This window comes from Actinokineospora auranticolor, from assembly GCF_002934265.1.
In the GTDB taxonomy this organism is placed as follows: domain Bacteria; phylum Actinomycetota; class Actinomycetes; order Mycobacteriales; family Pseudonocardiaceae; genus Actinokineospora; species Actinokineospora auranticolor.
This window is the reverse complement of the sequence record NZ_PTIX01000006.1, coordinates 235,751-262,481: the sequence shown is the minus strand read 5'-3', so window position 1 is coordinate 262,481 and position 26,731 is coordinate 235,751. Positions and strand designations below refer to the sequence as shown.

Below are 26,731 nucleotides of genomic sequence, written 5' to 3'. Positions count from 1 at the left end.
ATCAGCTAGTTGTTCCCCGGTAGGGGTATCTCCGTTTCGGTCGGTCCACCCGGTTTGGTGGGACGCGTACGACTCGTCGTGGTCGTGGTCGTCGTCTCCTCACCTCCGGTCGGGGTGGTGGTCGTCGGGGCCGCCGTGGTCGGCTGCTCGGTGGTGGTCACCGGCGGCTGCGAGTTCGCCGTCGACGACGGCTTGGCCGACGTCGAGATCGAACTCCGGTCGGGTTCGCCGATCGCCACGAACCTGCCGAAGTTCTCCTTCGGCGAGTTGCCCAGGTAGTTGTTCATGAACTTCTGCCAGATCTGCCCCGGCACGCCCGCGCCGTAGATCGGCTTGTCCTTGTCGTTGCGCACGGGTGCGCCGTCGAGCGCGCTCAGCGAGACCGCGGTGGAGACCTGCGGGGTGTACCCGACCATCCACGCCTTGGCGTTGTCGTTGGACTTCTTGCCCGGGTTCTTCGGGTCGGTCCACTGGTGCGTACCGGTCTTGCCCGCGCACAGCCGCTCCTTGGCGCACGGGATGCCCGACGACTGCGGGATCGGCAGCAGCGCCTCGGTGACGTTGCGGGCGATCTTCTGGTTCTGCTCGGCGTCGTCCGGGTCGAACGCCTGGACCTCGGCGTACTTCGCCTCGCCGCTCGCCTCCCAGGCGGTGCCGCCGTTCGGGTACTCGATCTTGGCGATCATGTGCGGCGGTCTGCGCATGCCGCCCGAGGCGAAGGTGGCGTACGCGCTGGCCATCTCCAGCGTGCTGACCCGGGTGTTGCCACCGCCGATGGCGATGTTGAAGCTCGTCTCCTCGATCTTCTCCGAGGTGATGCCCGCTTCCCGGGCGGCCTTGGCCACGTTCGCCGGACCGACGTCCTCGACGACCATCTTGGTGAAGACGCTGTTCAGCGACTGCTTCATCGCCTCCGCCACCGTGCACTCCTCGCACTTGGGGGTGGAGGCGTTGGTGATGGTGCGGTCGATGCCCGGAACCTTGTAGGGCGAGCTGTCGTAGAGCTTGCCCAGGCCCTGGTTCTTGTGCAGCAGCCCGACCAGGTCGAACGGCTTGAACGACGACCCCGGTTCCTGCTCGGTCCCCGCCCAGTCCAGGCCGTTGGGATCGGCGCCGCCGTAGTAGGCCAGCACGCCGCCGGTCTTCGGGTCGACCGCGACCATTCCGGGCATCAGGTTCTTCGGCTGGTTCTTCATCACGTCGTTGACCGCGTCCTCGGCGAGCTGCTGCGCGCGCGGGTCGATCGTCGTGGTGATCTTGTAGCCGTTCTTCTTGACCTTGTCCATGGAGTAGCCGAGGCTCGCCAGCTCGTCCTCGATGAGGAACGGGATGCGGGCCCGCGGGCCGGTCAGCGAGACCGCCTTGTTCTGCTCCATCGGCACCAGCTCCGGGAAGGCGGCTTCCCGCAGCTCGGCCTCGGTCATCCAGCCGTTCTGCACCATCTGCTTGGTCACGAAGTCCCAGCGCGAGTGCTGGTAGGTCGTGTCCTTGTACCGCGACGGGCTCTGGATCATGCCGCCGAGCAGCGCGGCCTGCGACTTGGTGAGCTGGTTGAGGTCGGTGACGCCGTAGTACATCTTCGCCGCCGACGCGATGCCCCACGCCCCGCGACCGAAGTAGATCGTGTTGAGGTAGGCGGTGATGATCTCGTCCTTGGAGTAGGTCTCGTTCATCTTGTACGCCTTGACGACCTCGACCCACTTCCGGGTCAGCGTCGGGTCGTCGTCACCGCTCGCGGTCTTGATGTACTGCTGGGTGATGGTCGAGCCACCGCCCTTGCCGCCGGTCGCGTTGTTCCAGACCGCGCGCATGATGCCGGTGATGTCGAAGCCCGCGTTGGTCTCGAAGGTGGAGTCTTCGGCGGCGTACACCGCGTGCAGGACCGTCTTCGGGATCTCGCCCGGCTTGAGCATCACCCGGTTCGCCTCGGGCTTGGCGATCTTGGCCATCTCGTCGCCGTTGGCGTAGAGCAGCGTGACGACCTTGTCCTGGTCGCGGGCCACGTCGTTCGGGTTGTCGACGTCGACGAGCTGGTAGGTGATGAAGAAGGCCACGATCGGGCCGACGATCATCAGACCCGCCGCGACGTAGAGCGTGCGGCGGACGCGGCGCCAGATCTTCTTGCGGCGCCGCTTGCGCAGCTCTTCCTCGCTGGGCTGGGCGGTGTCCACGTCCGGTTTCTCGTCGTCGTAGTCGTCGAGGTCTGGCTCGGGCTCGCGATGGGTGAGCAGCTGCGGCTCGGAGGGCCGGGTCTGCCCGTGCCCCTTGGGGATGAAGACGGTCTGCGCCGCGCCGGGGTCCGGCTTGGCGGGCGGGATCGCCACGGTCCGGTCGGCCGCGCCGGGCGGGGTGATGGCCATGGTCGCGTCGGTGGGCCGCGGGCCGCCGGGCCCGTTCGGGCCACCCGGCCTGCCGGGGGCGCCCATCACCGAGGTCGGCGCGCTCGGGCCACCGGGGCCACCGGGCCCGTTCGGCCCGCGACCACCAGGGCCACCCGGGCCGGGTGCCGGTGCGCCGGGCCGCGGCGGGGCGCCGTTCGGCTTGCCGGGGCCACCCTGGGGCGGACCCGCGGGGCGGTTCGGCCCGCCGGGGCCGCGGCCGTTGGCCGGTCCCGCCTGGGGGCCGCGCGGGCCGGGGCCGGGCTGGCGGGGCGCGTCGCCGCGCGCCGGGCCGGGGCCGGGCGCGTCACCGTCGCCGTCGTCCTCCCACAGCGGGCTCCAGAACCCGGTGCTCTCCTCCTTCGGCTGGTCGGCCTTGCCGCCCGCCGCCGGGTCCTTGGGCTTGCCGTCCGAGCCGGACGCGCGCCCGGTGTCCGGGTCGTCGCCCGAGGGCCACTCCGGCTCGGGGCGTCGCCGATGGTCACTGTGGTCGTTCACGAAAGAGCCTCCCAGGCCGACGCGCCGGTCCAGGGCGCCGTTCCGTGGTCACGCGCGGCAGGGTGGTGCGACCGCGAGGGGACCGTGGTCACCTTGCACGTCACTCGGCTGCCGTTCTCCTGCGGGTTTTGGGCGTGCGAACGCCCCCGGTCCCCAGGACGTATGACTGCACCAGGTGGTTCCACGAACATGTCCGGCAGACCTCGACGGTGTAGACGGTGAACTCCTCGAACACCGTCGCCATCTTGGCCAGCTCCTCCTCGGCGCGGGCCGAGCCGGAGGCGTGCTTGAGCTCGTCGCCGTAGACCCAGCTGACCTGGGTGAGGTGCTCCTTGCGGCACACCGGGCAGGTGACGTCCGTCGGCTTGCCGTGGAACTTCGCGGCGCGCAGCAGGTAGGGGTTGGCGTCGCACACCTCGCTGGTGCCGACCCGACCCGAGTAGACCTCGGCGAGCAGCGACCGGCGCTGCAACGCGTAGTCGACCACCTGCCGCTGCGTTCGCACGCCGACAGCCTACGCGGCGGCGTTACCACGGGGGCGAGCCGATTCCGGCCGCCGACATGCCTGATCGATCCCATTCGTGACCTGCGTGCCCGCTGACCGGGGCGGATCCGGTCCTGGGCGGGCGTCGGCGCCGGTCGGCCGGTTCACGTGGTGATTGACACACGATCTCGGCTTGGCCACCCTTGCGATGTATCGGCACGATATAAGCGTCCAGTAGGTCAGCTCACAGCGTGCCCGAAGTTGAGGGGGTGTGCCCGTGCTCGAGTTCGCGATCCTCGGGCTGCTCCACGAGGCCCCGATGCACGGCTACGAGCTGCGCAAGCGCCTGCACGACCTGCTCGGGACCCTGCGGACGTTCTCCTACGGCTCGCTCTACCCCACGCTGCGGCGGCTGCTGCGGTCCGGGTGGATCGTCGAGGAGACCCCGGACGCGGAGACCCGGTCGTGGGGCAAGCGCGGCAAGCGGGTGTACAAGCTCACCGCGGAGGGCAAGGAGCACTTCGCCACCCTGCTCGCCGACGCCGGTCCGCAGACCTGGGACGACGAGGGTTTCGGCGTCCACCTGGCCTTCTTCTCCCGCACCCCCGCCGAGGTCAGGATGCGCATCCTGGAAGGGCGGCGGCGCCGGGTCGAGGAGCGCCGGGAGGGCCTGCGCTCGGCGATGACCCGCGCCGGTGAGCAGATCGACCGCTACACCCGGGAGCTGCACCGCCTGGGCCTGGAGACCAGCGAGCGCGAGGTGCGCTGGCTCAACGAGCTGATCGCCCACGAGCAGAGCGAGCAGCCCGACCCCACCGATTGACGGCCAAAGACCGCCAGCACGCAGGCGACGCGCCTGTACCCCGTCCCGGAACGGGGATGGAGAAACGAGAAGGAGAACCGGCATGGGCGAGAACCGCCACTCTGTTCGGGTGGCCATCGTCGGCGTCGGCAACTGCGCGGCGTCGCTGGTGCAAGGCGTGCACTACTACCGCGACGCCGACCCGACCACGCGGGTGCCGGGGCTGATGCACGTCCAGTTCGGCGACTACCACGTGCGCGACATCGAGTTCGTGGCCGCGTTCGACGTCGACGCGAAGAAGGTCGGTCGCGACCTGTCCGAGGCGATCGTGGCCAGCGAGAACAACACGATCAAGATCTGCGACGTGCCGCCGCTGGGCGTCACCGTCGGCCGTGGCCACACCTACGACGGTCTCGGCGAGTTCTACCGCGAGATCATCAGCGAGTCCGACGAGGAGCCGGTCGACGTCGTCGCGGCGCTGCGCGAGGCCGAGGTCGACGTGCTGGTCTCGTACCTGCCGGTCGGCTCGGAGGAGGCGGACCGCTTCTACGCGCAGTGCGCGATCGACGCGGGCGTGGCGTTCGTCAACGCGCTGCCCGTGTTCATCGCCTCCGACCCGGAGTGGGCGGCGAAGTTCACCGAGGCAGGCGTGCCGATCGTCGGCGACGACATCAAGTCGCAGGTCGGCGCCACCATCACGCACCGGGTCATGGCGAAGCTGTTCGAGGACCGCGGCGTCGAGTTGCAGCGCACGTACCAGCTCAACTTCGGCGGCAACATGGACTTCATGAACATGCTGGAGCGCAAGCGGCTCCAGTCCAAGAAGATCTCCAAGACGCAGTCGGTCACCTCGCAGATCCCGCACGAGATGGCCAAGGCGGACGTGCACATCGGCCCGTCGGACCACGTGCCGTGGCTCGACGACCGCAAGTGGGCCTACGTGCGGCTCGAGGGCCGCTCGTTCGGCGACACCCCGCTCAACCTGGAGTACAAGCTCGAGGTCTGGGACTCGCCCAACTCCGCGGGCGTGATCATCGACGCGGTGCGCGCGGCGAAGATCGCCCTGGACCGGGGCATCGGCGGGCCGATCCTGTCGGCGTCGAGCTACTTCATGAAGTCCCCGCCGGAGCAGTACTCCGACGACGACGCGTACGAGGCCGTCGAGGCGTTCATCCGCGGCGACGTGGAGCGCTAGTCGGGCAGTGGTTTTCGGGTAATACGCCGTTCGGTGGCCGCCATCCGGGTTGGGATGGCGGCCACCGGCATGTCCGGCCGTCACGGCGCGGTCGCGCAGCGCGAGGACCTGGGCGTACCCGGAGGAGTTCAGTCGTTGTTAACCCTGTTGTCCGCTTTCACTGGTTTCGGGCTCCTACGGTCACGCCGTTCCCACTGACCACGCTGTCCGATACCGGAGGCTCCGTGTCCACCACCGACGGCCGGATCTCGCTGCCGCTGTTGCCGCCGAACCACCCGCTCGGCAGGTCCGCCGTGACCTGCCAGTACCGCTGCTCGAACGCGTGCGCGCACGAGGCGCCCAACACCTCGGACAACGCCTACTTCGGTGACGTCGTCCGCTCGATCGTGAGCAGGCGCGGCATGCTCAAGGCGGGCGCGGTGCTCGCCGTCGCCGGTGCCGGTGTCGCGGGCACCGCGGGTACCGCGGCCGCGCACCCGGACCACGGCGGCCACGGCGGCCACGGTCGCCCGAAGGGGCCGAAGGGCTTGGACTTCGACGCCGTCGCGCCCAACCGCGAGGACCGGATCGTCACCCCGGCCGGCTACAACAACGCCGTCGTGATCCGCTGGGGCGACGCGGTGCTGCCGGGTGCCCCCGCGTTCGACTTCGACAAGCAGACCGCCGCGGCGCAGGCCAAGCAGTTCGGCTACAACAACGACTTCTGCGGCCTGGTCCCGCTGGACCACGACTCGTACCTCATGGGCTCGAACCACGAGTACACGACCGAGTCGTTCATGTTCAAGGGCTACAGCGCGGCCAACCCCACCGAGGAGCAGGTCAAGATCGGCTGGGCCGGGCACGGCTTCTCCGTGGTCCGCGTCGACCGCGAGCGCCGCACCGGCAAGCTGGTCCCCCGGATCGACCGCAAGTACAACCGCCGGATCACCGTCACCACGCCGTTCCAGGTGGTCGGCCCGGCCGCGGGCAGCCAGTTCCTGCGCACCAACGCCGACCCGACCGGCCGCAAGGTCTTCGGCACGTTCGGCAACTGCGCCGGTGGCGTGACCCCGTGGGGCACCATCCTCTCCGGCGAGGAGAACTTCAACGGCTACTTCGGCGGCGGCGAGAAGGTCACCGACCCGGTGGCCGTGCCGCGCATCGCCCGCTACGGCACGCCGAAGGGCGAGAGCGTCCGCAAGTGGGAGCGGTTCGACCCGCGCTTCGACCTGTCCAAGGACCCGAACGAGTTCAACCGGCACGGCTGGGTCGTGGAGATCGACCCGCTGGAGCCGAACGCGGCGCCGGTGAAGCACACCGCGCTGGGCCGGTTCAAGCACGAGGGCGCCACCATCCAGGTCGCCCGCGACGGCCGCGTCGTCTGCTACATGGGTGACGACGAGCGCTTCGACTACGTCTACAAGTTCGTCTCCAAGGAGCGCTACCGCCGGGGCAACAGCCCCTCGGCCCGCGCGCACAACAAGAAGCTGCTGACCGAGGGCACCCTCTACGTCGCCCAGTTCACCGGCGACAGCCCGGTCGCGGAGATCGACGGCACCGGCAAGCTCCCGGCCGACGGCCAGTTCGACGGCTCCGGCAAGTGGGTCAAGCTGGTCTCCGGCGACCAGTCCTTCGTCGAGGGCTTCACCGCCGAGGAGGTGTACGTCTTCACCCGCCTCGCCGCGGACAAGGTGGGCGCCACCAAGATGGACCGCCCCGAGGACGTGCAGCCGAACCCGGTCAACGGCCGGATCTACGCCGCGCTGACCAACAACACCGACCGCGGCAAGGCGGGCAAGGAAGGCGCGACGGAGATCAACCCGCGCGTCGGCAACAAGCACGGCCACATCCTGGAGTGGGAGGAGAACCGCGGCGACCACACCGCGACCACCTTCGCCTGGCGGCTGCTGCTGGTCTGCGGTGACCCGACCTCGCCGGACACCTACTTCGGCGGGTACGACAAGACCCAGGTCAGCCCGATCTCGTGCCCGGACAACGTGGCGTTCGACCGCTACGGCAACCTGTGGATCGCCACCGACGGCAACGCGCTCGGGTCCAACGACGGCCTGTTCGCCGTGCCGGTCGACGGCCGCTACCGCGGTTACCTCAAGCAGTTCCTCACCGTGCCGGTCGGCGCCGAGACCTGCGGCCCGGTCGTCGAGGACGACTTCATCCTGGTGTCGGTGCAGCACCCGGGCGAGCTCGACGGCGCGAGCGCGGACAACCCGCTGGCGCACTGGCCCGACGGCGGCACCGCCCAGCCGCGGCCGTCGGTCGCGGTGATCTGGAAGTCCGGCTGCCGCATCGGCGAGTGAGCGGCTGACCGACGGGTAGGGCCCGCGCACCCACCGGGTGCGCGGGCCCTACTGTTCGGGCCATGCCCCTGGCCCTGATCACCGGCGCGTCCCGAGGTATCGGCGCGGCCACCGCGCGCGCCCTCGCCGACACGCACACGCTCCTGCTCGGTGGTCGCGACGAGGCGGCGCTGGCCGCGCTGGCCGCCGAGCTGCCCGACGCACGGCCGTGGCCGGTCGAGCTGACCGACCACGCGGCCTTGGCCGCCGCGGCGGCCGAATTGTCCACTTTGGACGTCCTGGTGCACTCCGCCGGTGTGGCGCGGGTGGGTCCGCTGGCCGCGGCGTCGGCGGACCTGTGGCGGAGCACCTACGAGATCAACGTCGTGGCGGTCGCGGAGCTGACCCGGCTGCTGCTCCCCGCGCTGCGCGCCGCCCGGGGCCGCGTGGTGCTGGTGAACTCGGGCGCGGGCAAGTCCGCCAACCCCGGGTGGGGCCCGTACGCGGCGAGCAAGTTCGCCCTCACCGCCTACGCCGACGTGCTGCGCGGCGAGGAGGAAGCGGCGGGTATCCGGGTCACCTCGGTCTTCCCCGGTCGCACCGACACGGACATGCAACGCGTGGTCCGCGCCGACGAGGGTGGGGACTACGAACCGGCGAAGTACCTGCGGCCGGAGTCGGTCGCCGAGTCCATCCGGACCGCCGTGTTCGCCGCCGACGACGCGCATCTGACGGAACTGGTCATCCGGTCCCGCCCGGTTCGCTAGTTTCTCCGCCCGTGGGGGAGAAAACACGCAAGCCCAAGGTCCTGCGCTGGCTCGTCCTGTGGGTCGCGTTCACCGTGGTGGGCGCCGTCTGGCTGTGGGTCGACGGCGCGGCGATCTTCGCGGGCCGGGCGCTGGGCGCCAACGAGGTCGAGGCGACGCGGGCCGGTGTCCAGGTCACCGTGGAGGAAGGCGACCTGCTCGGCCTCAACCCCCACGGCAACGGCCAGTACCAGTGCAAGCTCCGAACCGACTCCGGCGAGGAGCGGTTCTTCCTGCTCCAGGACAAGGGCATGTTCGAGCGCGGCGCCCGGTGGGACAAGCAGACCGTGACGATGTGGTTCACCGGAACCGCCACCGTCACCTGCGACCAGTCCACGGACGTCCGGCTGCCCGCGTGGTTCGAGCGCAAGCGGCTGCTCAGCGGCATCGGGTTCGGTCTGCTCGGCGTGAGTGCCGGGTGCGCCCTGCTGGCCGGGGTCAACTCCTGGCGCAGGCTGCGGCAATCCCGGAACCGGACCGCGCCCGCCCCGGTGGGCTGAGGCTCAGACCAGCCCGGCGACGGCCTTGCGGGACGCGCCCAGCGCCTCGTCCCACGACACGCGCACCGGCGCGCCCTCGCTGACCACGACGTCCCCGGCGACCCACACGTCCCGCACCGTCCGGGACCCGGCCGCCCACACCAGGTTCGACAGCAGCTGCTCGTCCGACACGTCGAGCCCGCCCGCGAAGGCCGGGTCGTCGACGCCGACGTGCACCAGGTCGGCCCAAGCGCCCGGTGCCAGCACGCCGATGTCGTCGCGGGACAGGGCCGCGGCGCTGCCCCGGGTCGCCATCAGCAGCAGGTCCGCCGCGCCGAGCGCGGTCGAGTCCAGTGTGGACACACGGCTGAGCAGGCCCGCCAACCGCATGTCCTCCCACAGGTCCAGGTCGTCGTTGCTGGCGGGCCCGTCGGTGCCCAGCCCCAGCGCCACCCCGGCCGCGCGCAGGTCGCCGACCCGGGCGATGCCGGACGCCAGCTTCATGTTCGACCCGGGGCAGTGCGCGACGCCGACACCGCGCCGGGCGAACACCGCGATGTCCTCGTCGGACAGGTGGACCGAGTGCGCGGCCAGCACCCGGCCGCCGAACAGCTCCGCCCGGTCCATCAGCGCGGCCATCGACCCGTGCGACTCGCGCTGCGCCACGTCCTCCGGCAGCGACTCCGACACGTGCACCTGCACCAGCGCCCCGCGCTCGCGGGCCGCCGCGCCGACCTCGCCCAGCGCCGCCGGGGAGAGCATGTAGCCGGAGTGCGGGCCGTAGCCGACCTCGATGCGCTGGCCCGGCCCGAACCGCAGGCCGTCCGCGTCGATCCACGCGCTGGTCGCGGCCAGCTGCGCGCGCCAGTCCCACCCGGGGGCGTCGATCACCGCCGGGGCCAGCACGAGCCGGGCGCCGGTGTCGAGCACGGCGCGGACCACTTCCTCGCCGTGGAAGTACATCTCCGCGCTGGTGGTCACGCCCGCGCGCAGCATCTCCAGCGAGCCGAGCACCATGCCGGTGTGGATGTCGGCCGGGGCCAGCTTCGCCTCGGCTGGCCAGATGACCTCGGTCAGCCAGCGCACCAGCGGCAGGTCGCCGCCGAGGCCGCGCAGCAGCGTCATCGGGCTGTGCGCGTGCGCGTTCACCAGGCCGGGCAGCAGGATGCCGGTCAGCTCGCGCACCGGGGCGGAGGACGGCGGGGCGCTCGCCCGGGGGCCGCAGTGGGTGATCCGGCCACCGGCGTCGACGTCGACGACCGCGTCGCGCAGCACCGAGCAGGTCGGGTCGCACGGCAGCACGATGGGGGCGCGCAGGCGCAGGCTCATGCGCCCGATCCTCCCACCGCCCCGGCACCGGGCGCGGGTCGGTGTCACCCGCCGGTGTCGGATCTCAGCGCTTGACGGGGATCTGGCGGAGGAAGGCGGGGCGGTGCGGGGCCTCGGTCGCGGGGGCGTAGACCTCGGCCGAGTGCTCGATGCGCACGCCCGCCGCGTCGAAGGAGTGCAGCACCGCGCGGTTGAGCTCGAGGGCGACGCGGTCGCGCCAGAGCGTGCGGTCGCTGCTGGTGTCCAGGCCCAGCCGCCGCGCCACCGCGGTGGCCTTGCCGTACGCGGCTTCCTCGCCGAGCACGTCCTCGCCGATCGCGCGGCAGATGTAGATGCCGTTGTACGGCGCGGCGGGGTAGTCGATGCCGCCGATGTGCAGGCGGGTGTTGCTGATCACCGGGACCGCGTGCCAGCGCAGGTCCAGCTCGGTGAACCAGGCGAACTCCGGGTGCGCCAGCCGCACCTCGACCACGGCCTCGCGCGGGATGGGGAACAGCCGCACGCCGTCGTCGTCGGTCTCCACGACCAGTGGGAGCAGGTCGAACGGGCCGCGCTCGACCGGCGGGCGCCACCCCAACCGGCAGACCCCGGTGGTGAAGTCGACGTAGCGGCGGTCGCCGAGCACGCCGTCGGCCTCGCGGTAACCGGCGTAGCGGACCAGTTGGTCGTTGCGGATGCGCGGTCCCGCCCGCCACGGCGTGTCCGGCGCGAACACGCTGACCACCGGTCTGACCGCGCCGCCCGCCGCGGCCATCCGCAGGTGGTGCACGCACTCGGCGGCCACCGCCGTGGCGTCGCGGACCTCGCGCAGGTCGCGCACCAGCAAACCGCGCCACGGCACCGTGTCCGGGCACCAGCCGCTCTCGCGCAGCGCGACCCGGGCGCCGAAGGCCAGTTCGGCGGGGGTGTGCCGGTAGGTGCCGGTCGCGGCGACCTCCGCGCGGACCTTGGCCAGCCGCGCGGCCAACGGCCCCGCCTTGGGCCGCGCGTCGTGGAAGACCTGGAGGAACCGCTCGGCCGCCGTGAAGAGCGAGTCGGCGGGGCGGTTGCGTGGCGACGGCGGCCCCGGGTCGGTCGGGGGTGCGGGGGTGGGGGCATCGCGCAGGGCCGTCACATCACTGGATATCGGTACTCAAGCCCCGCGCCTCGACTACTCGGACGTGTGGTCCTTGCCGAACCCCTGTCACCGACGGTCAGTCATTCACTCGTTCGAAGATGAGATCACGACTGATCCGTCCCTCGGTGCGGGCGCGGGACTCGAACTTGGTCACCGGCCGCCACTCCGGCCGCGGCGCCCACCCGTCGAACCGGTTGCGCAGCAGCGGTTCCCCGGACAGCACCGCCAGCATCTGCTCGGCGTAGTTCTCCCAGTCGGTCGCCAGGTGGAAGGTGCCCCCCGGCGCCAACCGCGACGCGACGAGCCCCGCGAACGACGGCTGCACGATGCGGCGCTTGTGGTGCTTCTTCTTCGGCCAGGGGTCTGGGAAGAACAACCGGACCCCGGACAGCGATCCCGGTGCGATGTGGTCGGTCAGCAGGACGACGGCGTCGCCGCGCAGCAGCCGGAGGTTGGTCAGCCCCATCGCCTCGGCCCGCAGCATCAGCTGCGCCAACCCCGGCTCGTACACCTCGACCGCCAGGTAGTTCACCTCCGGCGCGGCCTGCGCGAGGAGCGAGGTGGTCTCCCCCATCCCGGACCCGATCTCCAGCAGCACCGGCGCCGACCGCCCGAACCACCGATCCGCGTCGAGGGTCCCCTCGGGCAGGTCACCGACCTGCCGACCCAACTCCGGCCACCGCCGCTCCCACGCCTTGGCCTGGCCCACCGTCATCCGGCCACCGCGGTGCACGAAACTCACCACCGTCCGCCGGGGCCGGTCGTCGAACGGTTCGGTGGCGCTGGTCGGGTGCTGGTCCGGCTGAGTCACCCGAACAGCGTGCCACCTGCCGGTTCACCCGCTGACGCCCACTCCCGCTCCGCGCGGCCCACCGCGGGCGCGCCGCCGCCGAGGCGCGAACCCGGTCCACCGCCCGGACCTCAGGGTCTTAACGACTCCAACCTGGACAGGTTGGCGCGCAGGTCCGGCAGTCCCCGCACCGGGATCGGCGCCGGGGCCGGGCCGCCCGCGTGCACCGCCACCACGTCGATCCAGCCCGGGTGCCGGTGCGTGTGCGCCAACGTGGTCGGCATGCCGGGTTCGACCAGCGCGCGTTCGGACGGCATGAACTCCCAGTAGCCCGCGTCGCCGTCCACGCCCCACGGGACGAAGACCCACCCCGGGCGGGCGTTCAGCAGCTTGGCCACCCGGTCCTCGACGGCGAAGCCCTCGCGCCGGGAGGGGAGTTCGCCCGCGGCGACCGCGCGCAGCCACCACGGGGCGGGCAGGGCCCGCTCGGCCGCCGACGCGGCGCGGTAGAGGGCGACGACCTGGGCCTCCGGTGCGCGGTGCACCCAGGCCCGGCGGGCCTCGCCCGGCGCGGTGGCCTCGCCCGCCACCGGCTGTTCCAGTGCTTCGGACCACTCCAGTCCGATGAGCGGTTCGACGTGCAGTCCTCGGTGCATCGGGATGGTCTGCCGCTTGCGGGCGGCGTTGGAGTCGATCACCGTCAAGGTCCACCTCCAAGGGTTCCGAGACGGGTCTGTGGGTCCATCTGACCCCGTGACGGACGGTAAGTCCGTAACGTGTGGGGGGTCTCACACTTACTTAACGTGGTCTTAATCCCGCAGTTTGTTGTAGGAAACGGCGCGCGCCGCCACTAGAGGCGGAAGTCCTTCGGCCAGGTCGAAGGGCCTTTCCCAGACTTCCCGGACACCTCACGCAGCGTGGTTCACGCGTCCCGGCGCGCCGCCGTGGCGATCCCGGCGGCCAGCACGACCAGCGAGATGGCGGCGAAGTAGGCCAGGTAGCCCCACGGGCTCAGCGGCAGGTCCGACCGGTTCGCCGCGTCGTCGCCGGTGGCGCCGATGAACCGGTCGGCGGCGAAGAACGGCAGCCACCGCTGGATGTCGTCGCCGATCTTGGGGATGAGCTGGACCAGGCTCTCCACCAGCAGCGAGTAGACCAGCAGCAGCGCGACCGCGCCCGCGGTCTGCCGCACCAGGATGCCCACGCCGAGCGCGAGCAGGCCGGTCAGCGCGAACACCAGCGCCTGCCCGGCCACCGGCCGCCAGTCCTCGGCGCCGGTGAGCGCCAGGTCGGCGCCGGCGTGGATGGCCCGGAACACGCCCCAGCAGCCGAAGCCGACGAGCGCGCCGATCACCGCGGTCACCGCCGCCACCACGGTCGCCTTCGCGGTCAGCGCGGTCACCCGGTTCGGCACGGCCTGGAACGTGCTGCGGATCGTGCCGAAGCGGTACTCGCTGGTGACCGCGAGCGCGGCCAGCACCAGCACCACCGCCCGGCCCAGGTTGGTGGTGATCTGGGTGTTCGCCACGGTGGCGTCGATCTGGTCGCCCGCCTGCGCGGCCAGCAGCGCGGTGAACCCGACCGGCAGCGCGACGGCCAGGAGCCCGCAGGCCCACGGCGAGCGGGTGCTGAACAGCTTGATCCGTTCCGCGGCGAGCAGGCTCATGCGGTCGGTCCCTCCTCGGTGGCGGCCTGGTACTCCACCGTCCCACCGGTCAGCTGGATGAACGCCTGCTCCAGCGAACCGGCGTGGTTGCTCAGCTCGTGCAGGGTGATCCGCGCCGCCGCGGCCAGCTCGCCGACCTCCGCACTGTCCATTCCGGACACCTGCAACCCGTCGCCGTCCTGGCTCAGCTTGGCGCCCTCGGCGCTGAGCACCTCGGCGAGCCTGCCCAGCTCCGGGCTGCGCACGAGGACGGAGTTCTCCGTGGCGTGCGCGATGAAGTCGCCGACGGTGCCCTGGTAGATCAGCTTGCCGCGGCCGATGACCACCAGGTCCTGCGCGGTCTGCGACATCTCGGAGAGCAGGTGGCTGGAGACGAAGACGGTGCGCCCCTCTTCGGCCAACCGGTGCATGAACCGCCGGATCCAGAGGATGCCCTCGGGGTCCAGGCCGTTGACCGGCTCGTCGAACAGCAGCACCTTGGGATCACCCAGAAGTGCGGCGGCGATGCCGAGCCGCTGGGACATGCCCAGGGAGAACCCGCCCGCGTTCTTGCGCGCCACCGAGGTCAGCCCGACCAGGTCGAGCACCTCGTCCACCGCGGTGCCCGGCAGCTTGTTCGACGTGGCCAGCCAGCTCAGGTGCGCGCGGGCCGAACGGTTGGGGTGCACCCATTTCGCGTCCAGCAGCGCGCCGACGGTGCGCAGCGGTTGGCGCAGGTCGCGGTAGTGCTCGCCATCGATGCGGACGTCGCCGGAGGTGGGGCGGTCGAGGCCGAGGATCATCCGCATGGTCGTCGACTTGCCCGCGCCGTTGGGCCCCAGGAACCCGGTCACCCGCCCCTCGCTCACGGTGAACGAGAGGTTGTCCACCGCGACCGTGCGGCCGTAGTGCTTTGTCAGACCGGACGCCTCGATCATGCGGCCGATGGTCGCACGCATCCCACGAGCGCGCGAACGGATCGGCCAACCCGGACGCGCGTCTTACCCCGGACACGCGGAAACCCGGGCCACCCCCCGAAAGGTGACCCGGGCTCCCATTCCCCGTGCGGGTCCGGCCGTTCCCCGAATGATCGGCCGAACCGGTGGTGGGTAGTGCCTAGGCGTCCCGGCGGTTGACCGCCACCATCGCGGCGGCGAACAGCGCCGCGGCGACACCGGCGAGGTAGGCCAGCGAACCCCACGGACCGATCGGCGGCGTGGTGAACTCCGGCGGGTTCAGGAACCGCTCCGCGTTCACGAACGGCATCCAGTCGTGGATGTGCGGGCCCGCCCCCGGGATGAGCTGGACCAGGTTCTCCACCAGCAGCGGCCAGATCAGCAGGATCGAGATCGCGCCCGCAGACTGGCGCACCAGTGTGCCGACCGCGACCGCGATGACCGCGGCGAGCGCGTAGACCAGTCCGACGCCCGCGACCATGCGCACGTCGGCGCCGGTCGCGATGGCCATCTCCGGTCCGCCCGCGATCACCCGGGTGACCGTCCACGAGCCGAACGCGGCGATCTCGCCGATGACCGCGGCCAGCACCGCCACGACGGCGGTCTTGGCGACCAGCACCGCGCTGCGGTTGGGCACGGCCTGGAAGGTGGCGCGGATGGTGGAGAAGCGGTACTCCGTGGTGACCGCCAGCGCGGCCATCACCAGCACGACCACGAGCCCGAACTGGATGCCGAACTGGCTGTGCTCGACCTGCAGCGGGCGGCCCTCGCTGTGGTTGAGCGCGACCAGCCCGGCGAACCCGATGGTGAGCCCGAGTGCCGCGACGATGGACCACCACGGCGAGCGGGTGGTGAACAGCTTGATGCGCTCGGTGGCCAGCAGCGTGGTCATCAGGCGTCCCTCCGGTTCGCGACGGCCAGCGCGATGACCATCATGACCACGGCGAACCCGGCGAAGTAGAGCAGCGCGGGCCACGGGGACAGCCCCGCGTCGGCCAGCGGCGGACCCTCGTTGATGTTGCGCAGGGTCACGTCCGGGTCGCCGGTGATGAACTTGGCGGACATGGTGAAGGGCATCCACCGGTGGATGTCGTTGCCGATCCGGGGGATCAGCGAGACCAGGTTCTCGACCAGCTGGACGTAGACCAGCAGCAGGGCGATGGCACCCGCGGAGTGCCGCACCAGCACGCCGACCGCGACCGCGATGACCGCGGCGACGGCGTACACCAGGCCGACACCGGCGACCGCGCGCCACTCGTAGGGCGTGTTGAGCGCCAGGTCCGACGCGGGCTTGATGAGCTTGCCGATGCCCCACGACCCGAACGCGGCCAGCTCGCCGAGCACACCGGCGAGGATCGCGACGACGGCGGTCTTGGCCAGCAGCGCCTTGCCGCGGTTGGGCACGGCCAGGAAGGTGGCCCGGATGGTGCCGAAGCGGTACTCGGTGGTGATCGCCAGCGCGGCCATCACCATGATCACGACGAGGCCGAAGGTGTAGCCGAACTGGGTGGCGGCCACGGTCAGCGGCGTCTCGGTGTTGGCCGTACCGGCCATGAGCGCGCCGAACCCGACGGTCAGCGCCAGTGCGATGAGCGAGCACCACCACGGCGAGCGGGTGGAGAACAGCTTCATCCGTTCAACGGCGAGCAGGGTCATGACGTCACTTCCCGGCCGTGGTCAGGGTCGCGGGCACACCGGGCTCGGCGATCTCGGTGTGGTATTCGACGGAGTCGCCGGTCAGCTGCATGAACGCCTCCTCCAGCGAGCCGCGCTGCGGGCTGAGCTCGTGCAGCACGACGCCCTCCCGCGCGGCCAGCTCGCCGATGTCGGCGCAGTCCATGCCGGAGACGACCAGGGCCTCGCCCTCGTCGCGGATCGACACGCCCAGCTTGCCCAGCGCGCTGCGCAGCGGCGCGAGCTGCGGGCTGCGCACCCGCACGGTGTTCTCCGTGGCCTGGGTGACGAAGTCCTCGGTGCTGCTCTGCGAGATGAGCTTGCCGCGGCCGATGACCACCAGCTCCTGGGCGGTCAGCGCCATCTCCGACAGCAGGTGGCTGGAGACGAAGACCGTGCGGCCCTCCTCGGCCAGCCGGTGCATGAACTTGCGGATCCAGAGGATGCCCTCGGGGTCCAGGCCGTTGACCGGCTCGTCGAACAGCAGCACCTGCGGGTCGCCCAGCAGCGCCGCGGCGATGCCCAGGCGCTGGGACATGCCCAGCGAGAAGCCGCCCGCCCGCTTGCCCGCCACGCTGGTCAGGCCGACGATCTCCAGCACCTCGTCCACCCGCTTGGCGGGCAGCCGGTTCGACCGCGCCAGCCACTGCAGGTGCGCGCGGGCCGAGCGGTTGGGGTGCACCCACTTCGCGTCCAGCAGCGCGCCGACGGTGCGCAGCGGCTGCTGCAGGTCGCGGTAGCGCTTGCCGTCGATCAGCGCGGTCCCCCCGGTCGGGGTGTCCAACCCCAGGATCATGCGCATGGTCGTCGACTTCCCGGCGCCGTTCGGGCCGAGGAAGCCGGTCACCCGGCCGCTCGGCACCGAGAACGACAGGTTGTCGACGGCGAGCGTCTTGCCGTATCGCTTGGTGAGGCCGACTGCCTCGATCATGGCTACTCCTCGTGCTTGCTGCCTGTGTCGCACATCCCCCGATGTACGTCCCCCGGGTGACCCATTCCAGAGTGGCACTACCGCCCGTCGCTTGGCGTCGTCCTCTGGTTCCCCTCTCGGGTCAACTCGCAGGTGTACCCTCCCGCGATCCTGAGAGCCGGGGTATCCGTGACGACCCTGACCCGACCCTGATCCGCGCCACCGGTCCGGTTGGGGCTGACAGGGTTATTGAACCATGGTTCAATAACTGCGTGGCACGCCCCAAGACCATCACCGACCAGCGGCTCCTCGACTCCGCGCACACCGTGATCGGCCGGGTCGGGCCGGGGTTCACCCTGGCCCAGGTGGCCGCCGAGGCCGGGGTCTCGGTGGGGACCGTCGGTCAGCGGTTCGGCTCCAAGGACGGCCTGCTGCGCGCGCTGTTCACCCACGCCACCGCCGAGGTCGACGCCGTGATGCTGGCCGCGGCCGACGCGGAGGCCGACCCGGTGGCCGGTCTGCGCGCCGCCGCCGTGGCCACGTTCCTGTCCCTGGGGGACGCGGAGACGGCGGCCAACCACCTCGGTCAGCTCGCCGTCGACCTCGCCGACGAGCACCTGCGCGGCCAACTGGGCCGCCACTTCGCGGTGATGCAGGAGCGGCTGCGGCACGCCTTCGACCGGGCCGCGCCGCTGCTGCCGGGGGCACCCGCGCCGGAGGTCGCCGCGCGCGTGCTGCTGTCGCTGGTCAACGGGGTGTCCATCGACTGGTCCATCCGCCCCCACGGGCGGATCGCGGACCGACTCGGCCAAGACGTGGACGCGGTGCTGGACGCCTGGCGCCGCTAAGGGAGGAGAACTTCGTGGCAAGCGAGCACAAACCGCTGGCGGGCAAGGTCGCGGTCGTCACGGGCGCGACGCGCGGGTGCGGTCGGGGCATCGCGGTGGAGTTGGGCGCGGCGGGCGCGGCGGTCTACGTCACCGGCCGCACGACCCGCGATGTCGCGTCGCCGATCAAGCGCGCGGAGACGATCGAGGAGACCGCCGAACTCGTCGACGCGGCGGGCGGCACCGGGATCGCGGTGCGCTGCGACTTCTCCGCGGTGTCCGATGTGGAGGCGCTGCGCGACCGGGTCGCGCGCGACCACGGGCACGTCGACGTCCTGGTCGACGACGTCTGGGGCGGCGACCCGTTCGTCGAGTTCGGCACCCCGTTCTGGGAGTCGGACCTGGACAAGGCGCTCGGCGTGGTGCGCAACGGCGTCGACACCCACCTGATCGCCCTGCACAAGCTGCTGCCGCTGGTCGTCGACCGGCCCGGCGGCCTGGTCGTCGAGGTGACCGACGGCGACACCGACCGCTACTGGCCGGGCGTCGGCATCCCGTACTTCGTGGTCAAGTCGAGCATCCGGGCCATCGGCCGGGTGCTCGGCGCGGACCTGGCCGCGCACGGCACCACCGGGCTCGCGGTAACCCCAGGCTTCCTGCGCTCGGAGATGATGCTGGAGCACTTCGGCGTCACCGAGGCCACCTGGCGCGACGGGGTCGCCAAGGACCCGAACTACATCATGTCCGAGACCCCGAACTACGTCGGCCGGGCCATCGCCGCGCTCGCCGCGGACCCGGGGGTGTCCCGGTTCGCCGGTCAGGTCCTGGCCAGCTGGACGCTGATGCGCGAGTACGGCTTCACCGACCTCGACGGCACCCGGCCGGACTGGGGCCGCTGGCACGACGACGTCGTCGACCGGGGCGTCGACCCGACCACGGTGGACGCCGCCGCCTACCGGTAGTCGCTCCCGCCCCGGCGGCGCTACACGTCGCCGGGGCGCACCAACCCGGTCTCGTAGGCCAGGACCACGGCCTGCACCCGGTCCCGCAGCTCCAGTTTGGACAGCACCCGGCCCACGTGCGTCTTGACCGTGGCCTCGGACAGGAACAGCTTGCGGGCGATCTCGGTGTTGGACAGGCCCTGGGCCATCAGCACCAGCACCTCCCGCTCCCGCTCGGTCAGCACGTCGAGCACCGACGCGTCGCGCAGCTCTCCGCCACCGGGGCCGAGGAACCGGTCGAGCAGCCGCCGGGTCACGCTCGGCGAGACCACCGCGTCGCCGCTGGCCACCGAGCGCAGCGCGGAGATCAGGTGGCTGGGCGGGGTGTCCTTGAGCAGGAAGCCGCTGGCCCCGTTGCGCAGCGCGGACAGCGCGTACTCGTCGAGGTCGAAGGTGGTCATCACCAGCACCTTCGACGTGCCCGCCTCGGTGATGACCCGGGTCGCCTCCACGCCGTCGAGCACCGGCATGCGCACGTCCATCAGCACCACGTCCGGGCGCAGCTGCTCGGCCAGCGCGATCGCGGCCTTGCCGTCCCCGGCCTCGCCGACGACCTCCATGTCCTCCTGCGCGCCGAGCACCATGCGGAACCCGACCCGCATCAGCTCCTGGTCATCGACCAACACAACCCTGATCACATGGGTCAAGGTAACGCCCTTCCACTCACGCGGTGCTCACCGGCAGCACGGCCCGCACGCGCCAGCCACCTTGCTCGTGCGGTCCCGCCTGGAGCGTGCCGCCGAAGACGTTGGCCCGCTCGCGCATGCCGATCAGCCCGTTGCCGCCGACCGTGGCCAGCCGGGAGATCCCGGGGCCGCGGTCGGTGATGTCCAGTTCGACCCGGTCCCCCACCCGGCGCACCTGCACGGCGGCCGAGGCCCCCGGGCCCGCGTGCTTGATGGTGTTGGTCAACGCCTCCTGGACGATCCGGTAGATGCCCAGGCCGACGCCCGCGGGCAGGTCGTCGAGCTCGCCGGTGAGGTCGAGGCGCACCGGCACCCCGATCGCCCGGACCCGCTCGGCCAGCTCCGAGATGGACTGGGCGCCCGGCTGCGGGGTGCGGTCGATCTCGGTGTCGTCGCTGCGCAGCACGCCGAGCAGGCGGCGCAGCTCGGTCAGCGCCTCGCGGCCGGTCGCGGAGATCGTGTTCAGCGCCCGCTCGGCCATCTCGGGCTGGGCGCGCACCGCGTACGCGGCGCCGTCGGCCTGCACCACGATGACGCTCACCGCGTGCGCCACCACGTCGTGCAGCTCCCGGGCGATCCGGGCGCGTTCCTGCCCGACGGCGATCCGCGCCTGCTGGTCCCGTTCGGTCTCCAGCAGCGCCAGCCGCCGCTCGACCTCGACGTGGTAGGCCCGGCGGGCGCCGGAGAACTCGCCCAGCGCCCAGCAGAACGCGAAGATCACCACGATGACCGTGGCGGGCAGGATCGACTGCGGCAGCTCCATCCGCCAGGTCGCCCAGATCGTGGTGCCGATGGCCAGCCACAGCACGTAGAGCGCGCCCTGCCTGCGGCTGACGTAGGCCACGACGGTGTAGAGCGAGATGCCCAGCGCGATGTCGACCGGCCGCAGCCGGGCGTCCACACCGTGCAGCACGGGCGGGCCGTGGGTGAGCAGCTGCAGGAAACCGGCGCCGAGGATGAGGTACGCCGACAGCAGCGGGTCGCGCCTGCGGATGAGCAGCGGGCCCAGCATCAGCACGCCGGTCACCCAGAACACCACCAGGTTCACCCCGGTCGGCGGGGTGAACAGCGAGACCGACTCCAGCAGCGCGAGCAGCGCGGCGACGACGCTGTCCCCGACGATCGGGTGCGCCTTCATCCAGAGGCTGAGTCTCCGCACGCCACCAAGGGTAGGTACCCCCGGTGACCAGGCGCGTCCACCCGCCGTCGCATTGCCGGTCCGCCTGTGGGTTGAACGGCCGGGTGGCGCGAACCCGACCGGTGTGGACCCGCGGCGCGCCCGGTCATGGCACGATGCTGGCGAAAAACCAGGGGAGGACGGCGTGTCGACCGCGACCGAGCAACAGCACCTGGCCGGGCCGCTGTCCGCGGCGGTGGCCAACCTGTGCCAGCGGCTGCAGCCGCAGGTGTCCGCGCGCACCGCCGCCGGGTTCCGCGAGGTGCTGCGCAGGCTGTCCGCGCCGCTGCAGGTCGCCGTGGCGGGCCGGATCAAGTCCGGCAAGTCCACGCTGGTCAACGCGCTGATCGGCAGGCGGGTCGCGCCGACCGACGTGGGCGAGTGCACCCGGCTGGTCACCCGCTTCCAGTACGGCACGGTCGACCGGGTCGAGCTGGTGTTCTTCGACGGCACCAAGCAGGTGCTGCCCTTCGACGCGGGCGGCATGATCCCGAAGGACCTCGAGGTCGACTTCGACAAGGTCTCGCACCTGGAGGCGTACCTGACCAACGCCGTCCTGCGCGACCTGACCGTCATCGACACCCCCGGTCTCGGCTCGCTCGACCTGGCCTCGGTCAAGCGCACGGAGCAGCTGCTCGGCGCGGCCAAGCACAGCGCCGAAGACGGCGAAGAGGTCGAGGCGCCGGAGAACGACGACCTGGATGACACCTCCCGCAACGCGGTGGCCGGTGCCGAGGCCGTGCTCTACGTGGTGACGCAGGGCGTGCGGGCCGACGACCAGCAGGCGCTGGCCGCGTTCACCGCCGCCACCGCCAGCCGGGAGGCCGGTCCGGTCAACGCCATCGCCGTGCTCAACAAGGCCGACACGATCACCCCGGAGTCGGTGTCCGGCAGCAACGGTGACGTGTGGACGGCCGCGCGGCTGCTGGCGGAGAAGCAGGCGAGCACGCTCAAGCCCCGGGTCGCCGACGTCATCCCGGTCATCGGCCTGATCGCCGAGTCCGCCGAGTCCGGTGGCTTCACCTCCGCCGACGCCGACGCGCTGCGCCAGCTCTCCGGTCTCGACGACGCGATCTGGGAGACCATGCTGATGTCGGCGGACATCTTCACCACCTGGGACTGCGACGTGCCCACCGGCACCCGCGTCCGGCTGCTGGAGACGCTCGACCTCTACGGCATCCGCCGGGCCGTGGACGCCCTGCGCGCCGAACCCGACCTCACCGCGGGCGCCCTGCGCCGCAAGCTGCTCGACGCCTCTGGCCTCGCCGGGGTGCGCACCAGGCTCGACGCGGTGTTCCGCGCCCGCGCCGACGGCATCAAGGCCGCCGCCGCCCTGGCCTCGGTCACCGCCCTGGCCCACGCCTCCGGCGACCCCGGCGAGCGCCAGCGCGTGCACGACGCCATCGAGGTGCTGCTGGCCAAGCCCGAGGCCCACCAGCTGCGCCTGCTGGAGGCGCTGACCCTGGTCACCTCCGGCGCGGTGAACATGCCGGAGGACCTGGCCGAGGAGGTGCTGCGGGTGGGCAGCAGCGCGGAGGTCGGCGAGCAACTGGGGATGAAGGGCCGCCCGCACAACGAGCTGACGGCCTACGCCCTGGAGCGCGCGGGCTGGTGGCGCTCGTTCGCGTCCTTCGGCGCGACCCCGGCCCAGAGCCGCGTCGCGCACGTCATCCACCGCGCGTACTTCCTCATCTGGCAGCAACTAAAAGCGCAGTGACATCTCCGCCCACCACCCACCCCCTCATCCCCACCCGGCACCGTTCCCGACTTGGCGAGCCGATGCCCCGCCTGGCAGCTGTCCCTGAAGCGCGGGCCGAGTAGGCGGGTTTCGGTCGAGTTGGTCGTTCTCTACCTAGACCCTAGGTAGAGTTAAGCCATGGGTGAGCCGAGGATGACCCAACCGACCCAGGCTGTGCTGCGAGTGCTGCTCGCCGACCCCGCGGCCGAGTTCTACGGGCTCGAACTCGGCGCGCGAGCCGGTCTGCCCAGCGGCACCGTCCACCCCATCCTCGCCAGGCTGGAGGCCTGCGGGTGGGTGGACAGCCGCTGGGAAGAGGTCGACCCGAGAGTCGAGGGCAGGCCGCGCAGGCGCTACTACCGCCTCACCGGGGCGGGGGGCGTGCGGGCAGGCGCCGCACTGGCTCGGGCCGAGGCGCGCACCCGGCAGCTCACCAGGCGTGCGGAACCGGGTTACGCGGGAGGTGCCACATGAGCAACGAACTCTTCGGCGAACTCGGCGGGAACGTGGTGGTGCGGTTGCTGAGACCGCCCGACCACACTGCCTGGGCGCGCCGCGTCAGCGACCGACCGGAGACCGAGGAGGTGACCGCCCCGTGCCCCGACTGCGCGAAGGCAGGCTTGCGCCTGCTGGGTGGCTCGATCAGGCTGCTGCCGGTGCCCCACCGGGCTCGCTACCGCGAGGAGTTCCGGGCGGAGCCGGCGGGCATCCCCGACCGCGGCGACCAGTTCCGCTACGCCGTCCGACTGCTGCTGCGAGCCCCCGCGTTGCGCCGCAGCCTCCGCGACCCCAACCGCCGAGCGGCCTGACCGACACCCCCGCGACCGCCCTGCTCCGCCACGTCATCGATGACACCGCCCGCACCCGCCGGGCCGCCGCCCTGATCCTCACCGCCGCCGCGGCCGTCGCCGCCGTCGCCGTCACCCTCGGGCTCGTGCCCACCGCCGTCGCCGGTCTGGGCGCCGCCACCGCATGGGCCGTTCGCGGTCGCCGCTCGTCCGAACGGCGGTGAATTCGCTGCGGGCGCACATTGTTTTCGCGCATCGGAAGAAATAGCGGTTACGCTCAGCTGGACGCGGCAGTGCGGTGCCGCCAATTCCCTGGAGGGGGAGTGATGGCTGACCAACAAGGAAATGGTGGCGAGCCGTACGAGGCGGAGACCACGGTGGGCCGGGACGGCTACCGCCGGAAGGTCCGGATGTCGGAGAAGGCGTACATCGAGCGCCAGGAGACCAACCGGGTCTTCGCCCGTGAGCTGGGCAAAGCGGTCGGGGGCGGGGGTGACCCGCTCACCAGGGCGGCCATCTCGATCGCCGGGGCGGTAGCCGACGCGATCGGCGGTGCGGATCGCAAGCACATCGACCGCTAGGTGTTCTCCCGCCCGGCGCCACCGGTTCGACCGGCGGCGCCGGGCTTTTTCATGTCCGGCTCCTTGTCCATTATTTGTCATTTCTGTCCCACGATTTTCCGGTGGAATGTTTCCCACCGGGGCCCGCCGCCCGAGCGCCCCGCGTGTGTCGCAGGTGGACAGGGTCGGCTGAACGGGCCGACCAGGCACCTCGGGCGCTATACGATTCGGCGGCACATGGGGCGCGGACAGGGTGAGGCTGATGGCTTCCTGGTTCAGGGGACAGCACAAGGACGAGCACGGCGCGGACGAGCCCACCGAGGTGGTGGAACCCGTGACCCCGCCGCGCGTCGCTGAAGAGGTGGGGTTGGTGGACGAGTTCCCGGAGGAGGCCGTGGCGGTCGGTGTCGCGCCCGAGGTCCACGACCAGGCGGTGCAGGAGCGGCGGTCGATGGTCGCGTTATGCCTCTACGCGCACGACCGGGCGCGCAGTTCCGGCGTGGCCGAGCGGATCGAGGAGGGGCTGGCCGCCGTCGGCGTGGTCGCGCTGCGGCCGGACGGCGAACGGTTCGACCCGGCCTTCCACGAGGCGGGCGGCACGGTCGGCACCGACGACGCCGCGCTCGACGGCACGGTCGCCGAGACCGAGGTGGTCGGGTTCAGCGACCGGGGTGTGCTGCTGCGGCCACCGATCGTCACCGTCTACACCAGCAAGGCGGTCACCCCGTGACCCAGGCCAAGCCGCCGCTGCCGCTGCCCAAGCAGGTCGCGCAGACCCGGGAGCAGTTGCTCACCCTGCTGCGCGAGGCCGCTCCGGAGTCGGCCGAGTGGGTCGAGCAGCAGCGCGCGCGGCGCCGCAAGACGCCGTCGGTCGTGGTGGTCGGTGAGACCAACCGGGGGAAGAGTTCGCTGGTCAACGCCATGATCGACACGCCCGGACTGTCCCCTGTGGACGCCGACGTGGCGACGGCGACCTACCTGGTCTTCGGGCACGCCGAGGAGTGGGAGGCCCGTGCGTGCTACCCGGGCCAGCTCGCCCCGGTGCCCGTCGAGCTGGGCAAGCTGATCAACTGGGTGTCCGCCGCGCACGAGCTGCCCGACGGCGAGCTGCCGCCGCGCTTCGTCGAGGTCGACGGCCCGGTGCCGCTGCTGGAGAAGCTGACCATCGTCGACACCCCCGGCGTCGGCGGGCTCGACTCGATGCACGGCGAGCTGGCCATCGAGGCCGCCGCCACGGCCACGGCGCTGCTGTTCGTCGTCGACGCCTCCGCCCCCTTCACCCTCGGCGAGCTGAACTTCCTCGCCGGGGTGGGCGAGCGGGTGGAGACCGTGGTCTTCGTGCTGTCCAAAGTGGATGCCTACCGCGGCTGGCGCCAGGTGATGGAGGCCAACGAGGCGTTGCTGGCCGAGCACGCCCCGCGCTTCAAGGGTGCGACCTTCCACCCGGTGTCCTCGCGCATGTACGAGATGTCGGGCAAGGCGCCCAACCCCGAGGCCGCCGAGATGCTGCGCGCGCGCTCCGGCGTGCCCGAGCTCCTCGAGGCCCTGCAGACGCTGCTGGTCGGCCGCTCGGCGATGCTCGGCGAGGCCAACACCCTGCGCGCGCTCTCGTCCGCGCTCGGCGAGCTGAAGGTCAACCTGGACAACCAGCGCCGCGCGCTGACCATCGGCGAGGCCGAGGCGGAGGCGCTGCGCGCCCGCAAGGACGAGCTGACCGCGGAGCGCCGCTCCTCCACCCGCGGCTGGCAGGTCAAGCTGCGCAGCGAGATCCAGCGCGCCCGGCTGGAGAACGCGCACGAGGTCAGCCGCGAGATGCGCGACCTGCAGTCCTGGTTCCGCCAGGCCATCGACGCCGCCGACCGCGACAAGCTGCGCGAGCTGCCCGGCCAGGTCGACGCCGCGATGCAGGTGGTCAGCACCCGGGTGAGCCTCTCGGCGGGCAACCGGCTCAACCAGGTGGCCGACTCCGTCCTCAGTGAACTGTTCAGCGCGGACGAGCTGGAGGTCATCCGGGCCCAGTTCGCCCGCACCGGACCGTCCCAGGTGGTCGTGCGCGCGGCGGAGAAGCGGCTGCCGACCGCCGAGGACAAGCTGCTGGTGTTCATGGGCATCTCCGGCGGCATCGGCGCGGGCAAGATGGCCACCATCCCGCTCGCGGGCGCCATCGCCGCCCCGGTGCTGCTGGTCCCGACGATCATCATCGGGCTCGGCGCGGGCTGGTGGATCGCCCGCACCCGCAAGCACACCGCGGACAAGCAGCACATGAAGCTGTGGCTCAACGAGTCCATCGCCGACTCGCGCTCCACTTTGGACCAGTTGGTGTCCGAGCAGCTGATCGACGCCGAGTCCCAGCTCTCGCTCGCGCTCGACGAGGCGCTGGGCAAGCGGATCGCGAGCATCGAGGAGCAGTTGCGCGAGGTGGACAAGGCGATGCGGCTCGACGTCAGCGAGCGGCAGAAGCGCGTGACGGTGGTGAACAAGCGGCTCACCGACGTGGTCGCGGGCCGCGATCGGGCGGAGAAGCTCCTTGCCGCCATTCGCACAGTTCGCGACAAGAAGTAACACCGTAACGCCGGGAACCAAGTCGGCGAAGCGTCAGTCATAAGACCCAACAAGCC

26 protein-coding genes are annotated in these 26,731 nt (G+C 71.5%); 13 read left to right on the top strand and 13 right to left on the bottom strand.

Features of this window, described 5'->3' with window-relative positions; all coding sequences use genetic code 11:
• Nucleotides 1-5 precede the first annotated feature (5 nt).
• Both CLV40_RS13955 and CLV40_RS13950 read right to left on the bottom strand, forming a co-directional pair.
• Nucleotides 6-2,876: a transglycosylase domain-containing protein gene (locus CLV40_RS13955; protein WP_104479297.1), complete on the bottom strand. Its 2,871-nt coding sequence runs from the start codon at nucleotides 2,874-2,876 to the stop codon at nucleotides 6-8.
• A 100-nt stretch (nucleotides 2,877-2,976) separates the two neighbouring features.
• The gene (locus CLV40_RS13950) at nucleotides 2,977-3,381 is read right to left on the bottom strand and encodes a DUF5318 domain-containing protein (protein WP_104479296.1); all 405 of its coding nucleotides are present in this window, start codon (nucleotides 3,379-3,381) and stop codon (nucleotides 2,977-2,979) included.
• Nucleotides 3,382-3,637: 256 nt separating this feature from the next.
• Here CLV40_RS13950 and CLV40_RS13945 point away from each other — a divergent pair, with 256 nt between their 5' ends.
• The 5 genes from CLV40_RS13945 to CLV40_RS13925 all read left to right on the top strand — a co-directional run bounded on the left by CLV40_RS13945 (nucleotide 3,638) and on the right by CLV40_RS13925 (nucleotide 8,936).
• A complete protein-coding gene (locus CLV40_RS13945) occupies nucleotides 3,638-4,183 on the top strand; it encodes a PadR family transcriptional regulator (protein WP_104479453.1) in 546 nt (181 codons plus the stop codon).
• Nucleotides 4,184-4,265: 82 nt separating this feature from the next.
• A complete protein-coding gene (locus tag CLV40_RS13940; RefSeq protein ID WP_104479295.1) occupies nucleotides 4,266-5,357 on the top strand; it encodes an inositol-3-phosphate synthase in 1,092 nt (363 codons plus the stop codon).
• A gap of 224 nt (nucleotides 5,358-5,581) precedes the next feature.
• Nucleotides 5,582-7,651, top strand: coding sequence for a PhoX family protein (locus tag CLV40_RS13935; protein ID WP_104479294.1), 2,070 nt, complete (start codon nucleotides 5,582-5,584; stop codon nucleotides 7,649-7,651).
• Nucleotides 7,652-7,713: 62 nt separating this feature from the next.
• Complete coding sequence (locus tag CLV40_RS13930; RefSeq protein ID WP_104479293.1) at nucleotides 7,714-8,397, top strand: SDR family oxidoreductase; 684 nt, start codon at nucleotides 7,714-7,716, stop codon at nucleotides 8,395-8,397.
• Nucleotides 8,398-8,408: 11 nt separating this feature from the next.
• The gene (locus tag CLV40_RS13925) at nucleotides 8,409-8,936 is read left to right on the top strand and encodes a hypothetical protein (protein ID WP_104479292.1); all 528 of its coding nucleotides are present in this window, start codon (nucleotides 8,409-8,411) and stop codon (nucleotides 8,934-8,936) included.
• Between the two features lie 3 nt (nucleotides 8,937-8,939).
• Here CLV40_RS13925 and CLV40_RS13920 read toward each other — a convergent pair whose 3' ends face one another.
• From CLV40_RS13920 to CLV40_RS13880, 9 genes are all read right to left on the bottom strand, one after another.
• Entirely contained in the window at nucleotides 8,940-10,244 is a 1,305-nt protein-coding gene (locus CLV40_RS13920; protein WP_104479291.1) for an amidohydrolase family protein, read from the bottom strand.
• A gap of 64 nt (nucleotides 10,245-10,308) precedes the next feature.
• Nucleotides 10,309-11,358 carry a nitric oxide synthase oxygenase gene (locus CLV40_RS13915; RefSeq protein ID WP_181043489.1) on the bottom strand — a complete coding sequence of 350 codons (1,050 nt, stop codon included), beginning with the start codon at nucleotides 11,356-11,358 and terminating at the stop codon, nucleotides 10,309-10,311.
• A gap of 79 nt (nucleotides 11,359-11,437) precedes the next feature.
• Nucleotides 11,438-12,076, bottom strand: coding sequence for a tRNA (guanosine(46)-N7)-methyltransferase TrmB (trmB, locus tag CLV40_RS13910; protein ID WP_219823982.1), 639 nt, complete (start codon nucleotides 12,074-12,076; stop codon nucleotides 11,438-11,440).
• Nucleotides 12,077-12,282: 206 nt separating this feature from the next.
• Nucleotides 12,283-12,807: a hypothetical protein gene (locus tag CLV40_RS13905; protein ID WP_104479451.1), complete on the bottom strand. Its 525-nt coding sequence runs from the start codon at nucleotides 12,805-12,807 to the stop codon at nucleotides 12,283-12,285.
• A gap of 266 nt (nucleotides 12,808-13,073) precedes the next feature.
• Nucleotides 13,074-13,817 (bottom strand): hypothetical protein, encoded by a 744-nt coding sequence (locus CLV40_RS13900; RefSeq protein ID WP_104479289.1) that lies wholly within the window; start codon nucleotides 13,815-13,817, stop codon nucleotides 13,074-13,076.
• Nucleotides 13,814-14,734 carry an ABC transporter ATP-binding protein gene (locus CLV40_RS13895; protein WP_104479450.1) on the bottom strand — a complete coding sequence of 307 codons (921 nt, stop codon included), beginning with the start codon at nucleotides 14,732-14,734 and terminating at the stop codon, nucleotides 13,814-13,816. Before CLV40_RS13895 ends, CLV40_RS13900 begins: the two co-directional genes overlap by 4 nt.
• Nucleotides 14,735-14,912: 178 nt before the next feature.
• Nucleotides 14,913-15,644 carry an ABC transporter permease gene (locus CLV40_RS13890; protein ID WP_104479288.1) on the bottom strand — a complete coding sequence of 244 codons (732 nt, stop codon included), beginning with the start codon at nucleotides 15,642-15,644 and terminating at the stop codon, nucleotides 14,913-14,915.
• Nucleotides 15,644-16,408: an ABC transporter permease gene (locus CLV40_RS13885; RefSeq protein WP_104479287.1), complete on the bottom strand. Its 765-nt coding sequence runs from the start codon at nucleotides 16,406-16,408 to the stop codon at nucleotides 15,644-15,646. Before CLV40_RS13885 ends, CLV40_RS13890 begins: the two co-directional genes overlap by 1 nt.
• A 4-nt stretch (nucleotides 16,409-16,412) precedes the next feature.
• Complete coding sequence (locus tag CLV40_RS13880) at nucleotides 16,413-17,357, bottom strand: ABC transporter ATP-binding protein (protein WP_104479286.1); 945 nt, start codon at nucleotides 17,355-17,357, stop codon at nucleotides 16,413-16,415.
• 251 nt (nucleotides 17,358-17,608) lie between these two features.
• Here CLV40_RS13880 and CLV40_RS13875 point away from each other — a divergent pair, with 251 nt between their 5' ends.
• Nucleotides 17,609-18,184: a TetR/AcrR family transcriptional regulator gene (locus tag CLV40_RS13875; RefSeq protein WP_104479285.1), complete on the top strand. Its 576-nt coding sequence runs from the start codon at nucleotides 17,609-17,611 to the stop codon at nucleotides 18,182-18,184.
• Nucleotides 18,185-18,219: 35 nt separating this feature from the next.
• A complete protein-coding gene (locus CLV40_RS13870) occupies nucleotides 18,220-19,125 on the top strand; it encodes an SDR family oxidoreductase (RefSeq protein WP_104479449.1) in 906 nt (301 codons plus the stop codon).
• 20 nt (nucleotides 19,126-19,145) lie between these two features.
• Here CLV40_RS13870 and CLV40_RS13865 read toward each other — a convergent pair whose 3' ends face one another.
• Complete coding sequence (locus CLV40_RS13865) at nucleotides 19,146-19,802, bottom strand: response regulator (RefSeq protein ID WP_104479284.1); 657 nt, start codon at nucleotides 19,800-19,802, stop codon at nucleotides 19,146-19,148.
• A 25-nt stretch (nucleotides 19,803-19,827) separates the two neighbouring features.
• A complete protein-coding gene (locus CLV40_RS13860) occupies nucleotides 19,828-20,973 on the bottom strand; it encodes a sensor histidine kinase (protein WP_104479448.1) in 1,146 nt (381 codons plus the stop codon).
• 199 nt (nucleotides 20,974-21,172) lie between these two features.
• On the opposite strand from CLV40_RS13860, the gene CLV40_RS13855 reads away from it, so the two are divergent.
• From CLV40_RS13855 to CLV40_RS13830, 6 genes are all read left to right on the top strand, one after another.
• Nucleotides 21,173-22,744 (top strand): dynamin family protein, encoded by a 1,572-nt coding sequence (locus CLV40_RS13855; RefSeq protein WP_104479283.1) that lies wholly within the window; start codon nucleotides 21,173-21,175, stop codon nucleotides 22,742-22,744.
• Between the two features lie 159 nt (nucleotides 22,745-22,903).
• Nucleotides 22,904-23,239: a PadR family transcriptional regulator gene (locus tag CLV40_RS13850; RefSeq protein WP_245931271.1), complete on the top strand. Its 336-nt coding sequence runs from the start codon at nucleotides 22,904-22,906 to the stop codon at nucleotides 23,237-23,239.
• Nucleotides 23,236-23,574, top strand: coding sequence for a hypothetical protein (locus tag CLV40_RS13845; protein ID WP_104479281.1), 339 nt, complete (start codon nucleotides 23,236-23,238; stop codon nucleotides 23,572-23,574). The genes CLV40_RS13850 and CLV40_RS13845 overlap by 4 nt, the downstream gene beginning before the upstream one ends.
• A gap of 305 nt (nucleotides 23,575-23,879) precedes the next feature.
• Nucleotides 23,880-24,134, top strand: a complete 255-nt coding sequence (locus CLV40_RS13840; protein ID WP_146108032.1) for a hypothetical protein — start codon at nucleotides 23,880-23,882, stop codon at nucleotides 24,132-24,134.
• Between the two features lie 241 nt (nucleotides 24,135-24,375).
• Nucleotides 24,376-24,843: a nucleotide exchange factor GrpE gene (grpE, locus tag CLV40_RS13835; RefSeq protein ID WP_104479279.1), complete on the top strand. Its 468-nt coding sequence runs from the start codon at nucleotides 24,376-24,378 to the stop codon at nucleotides 24,841-24,843.
• Nucleotides 24,840-26,675: a dynamin family protein gene (locus CLV40_RS13830; protein WP_104479278.1), complete on the top strand. Its 1,836-nt coding sequence runs from the start codon at nucleotides 24,840-24,842 to the stop codon at nucleotides 26,673-26,675. The genes grpE and CLV40_RS13830 overlap by 4 nt, the downstream gene beginning before the upstream one ends.
• The last annotated feature ends 56 nt before the right edge of the window (nucleotides 26,676-26,731 follow it).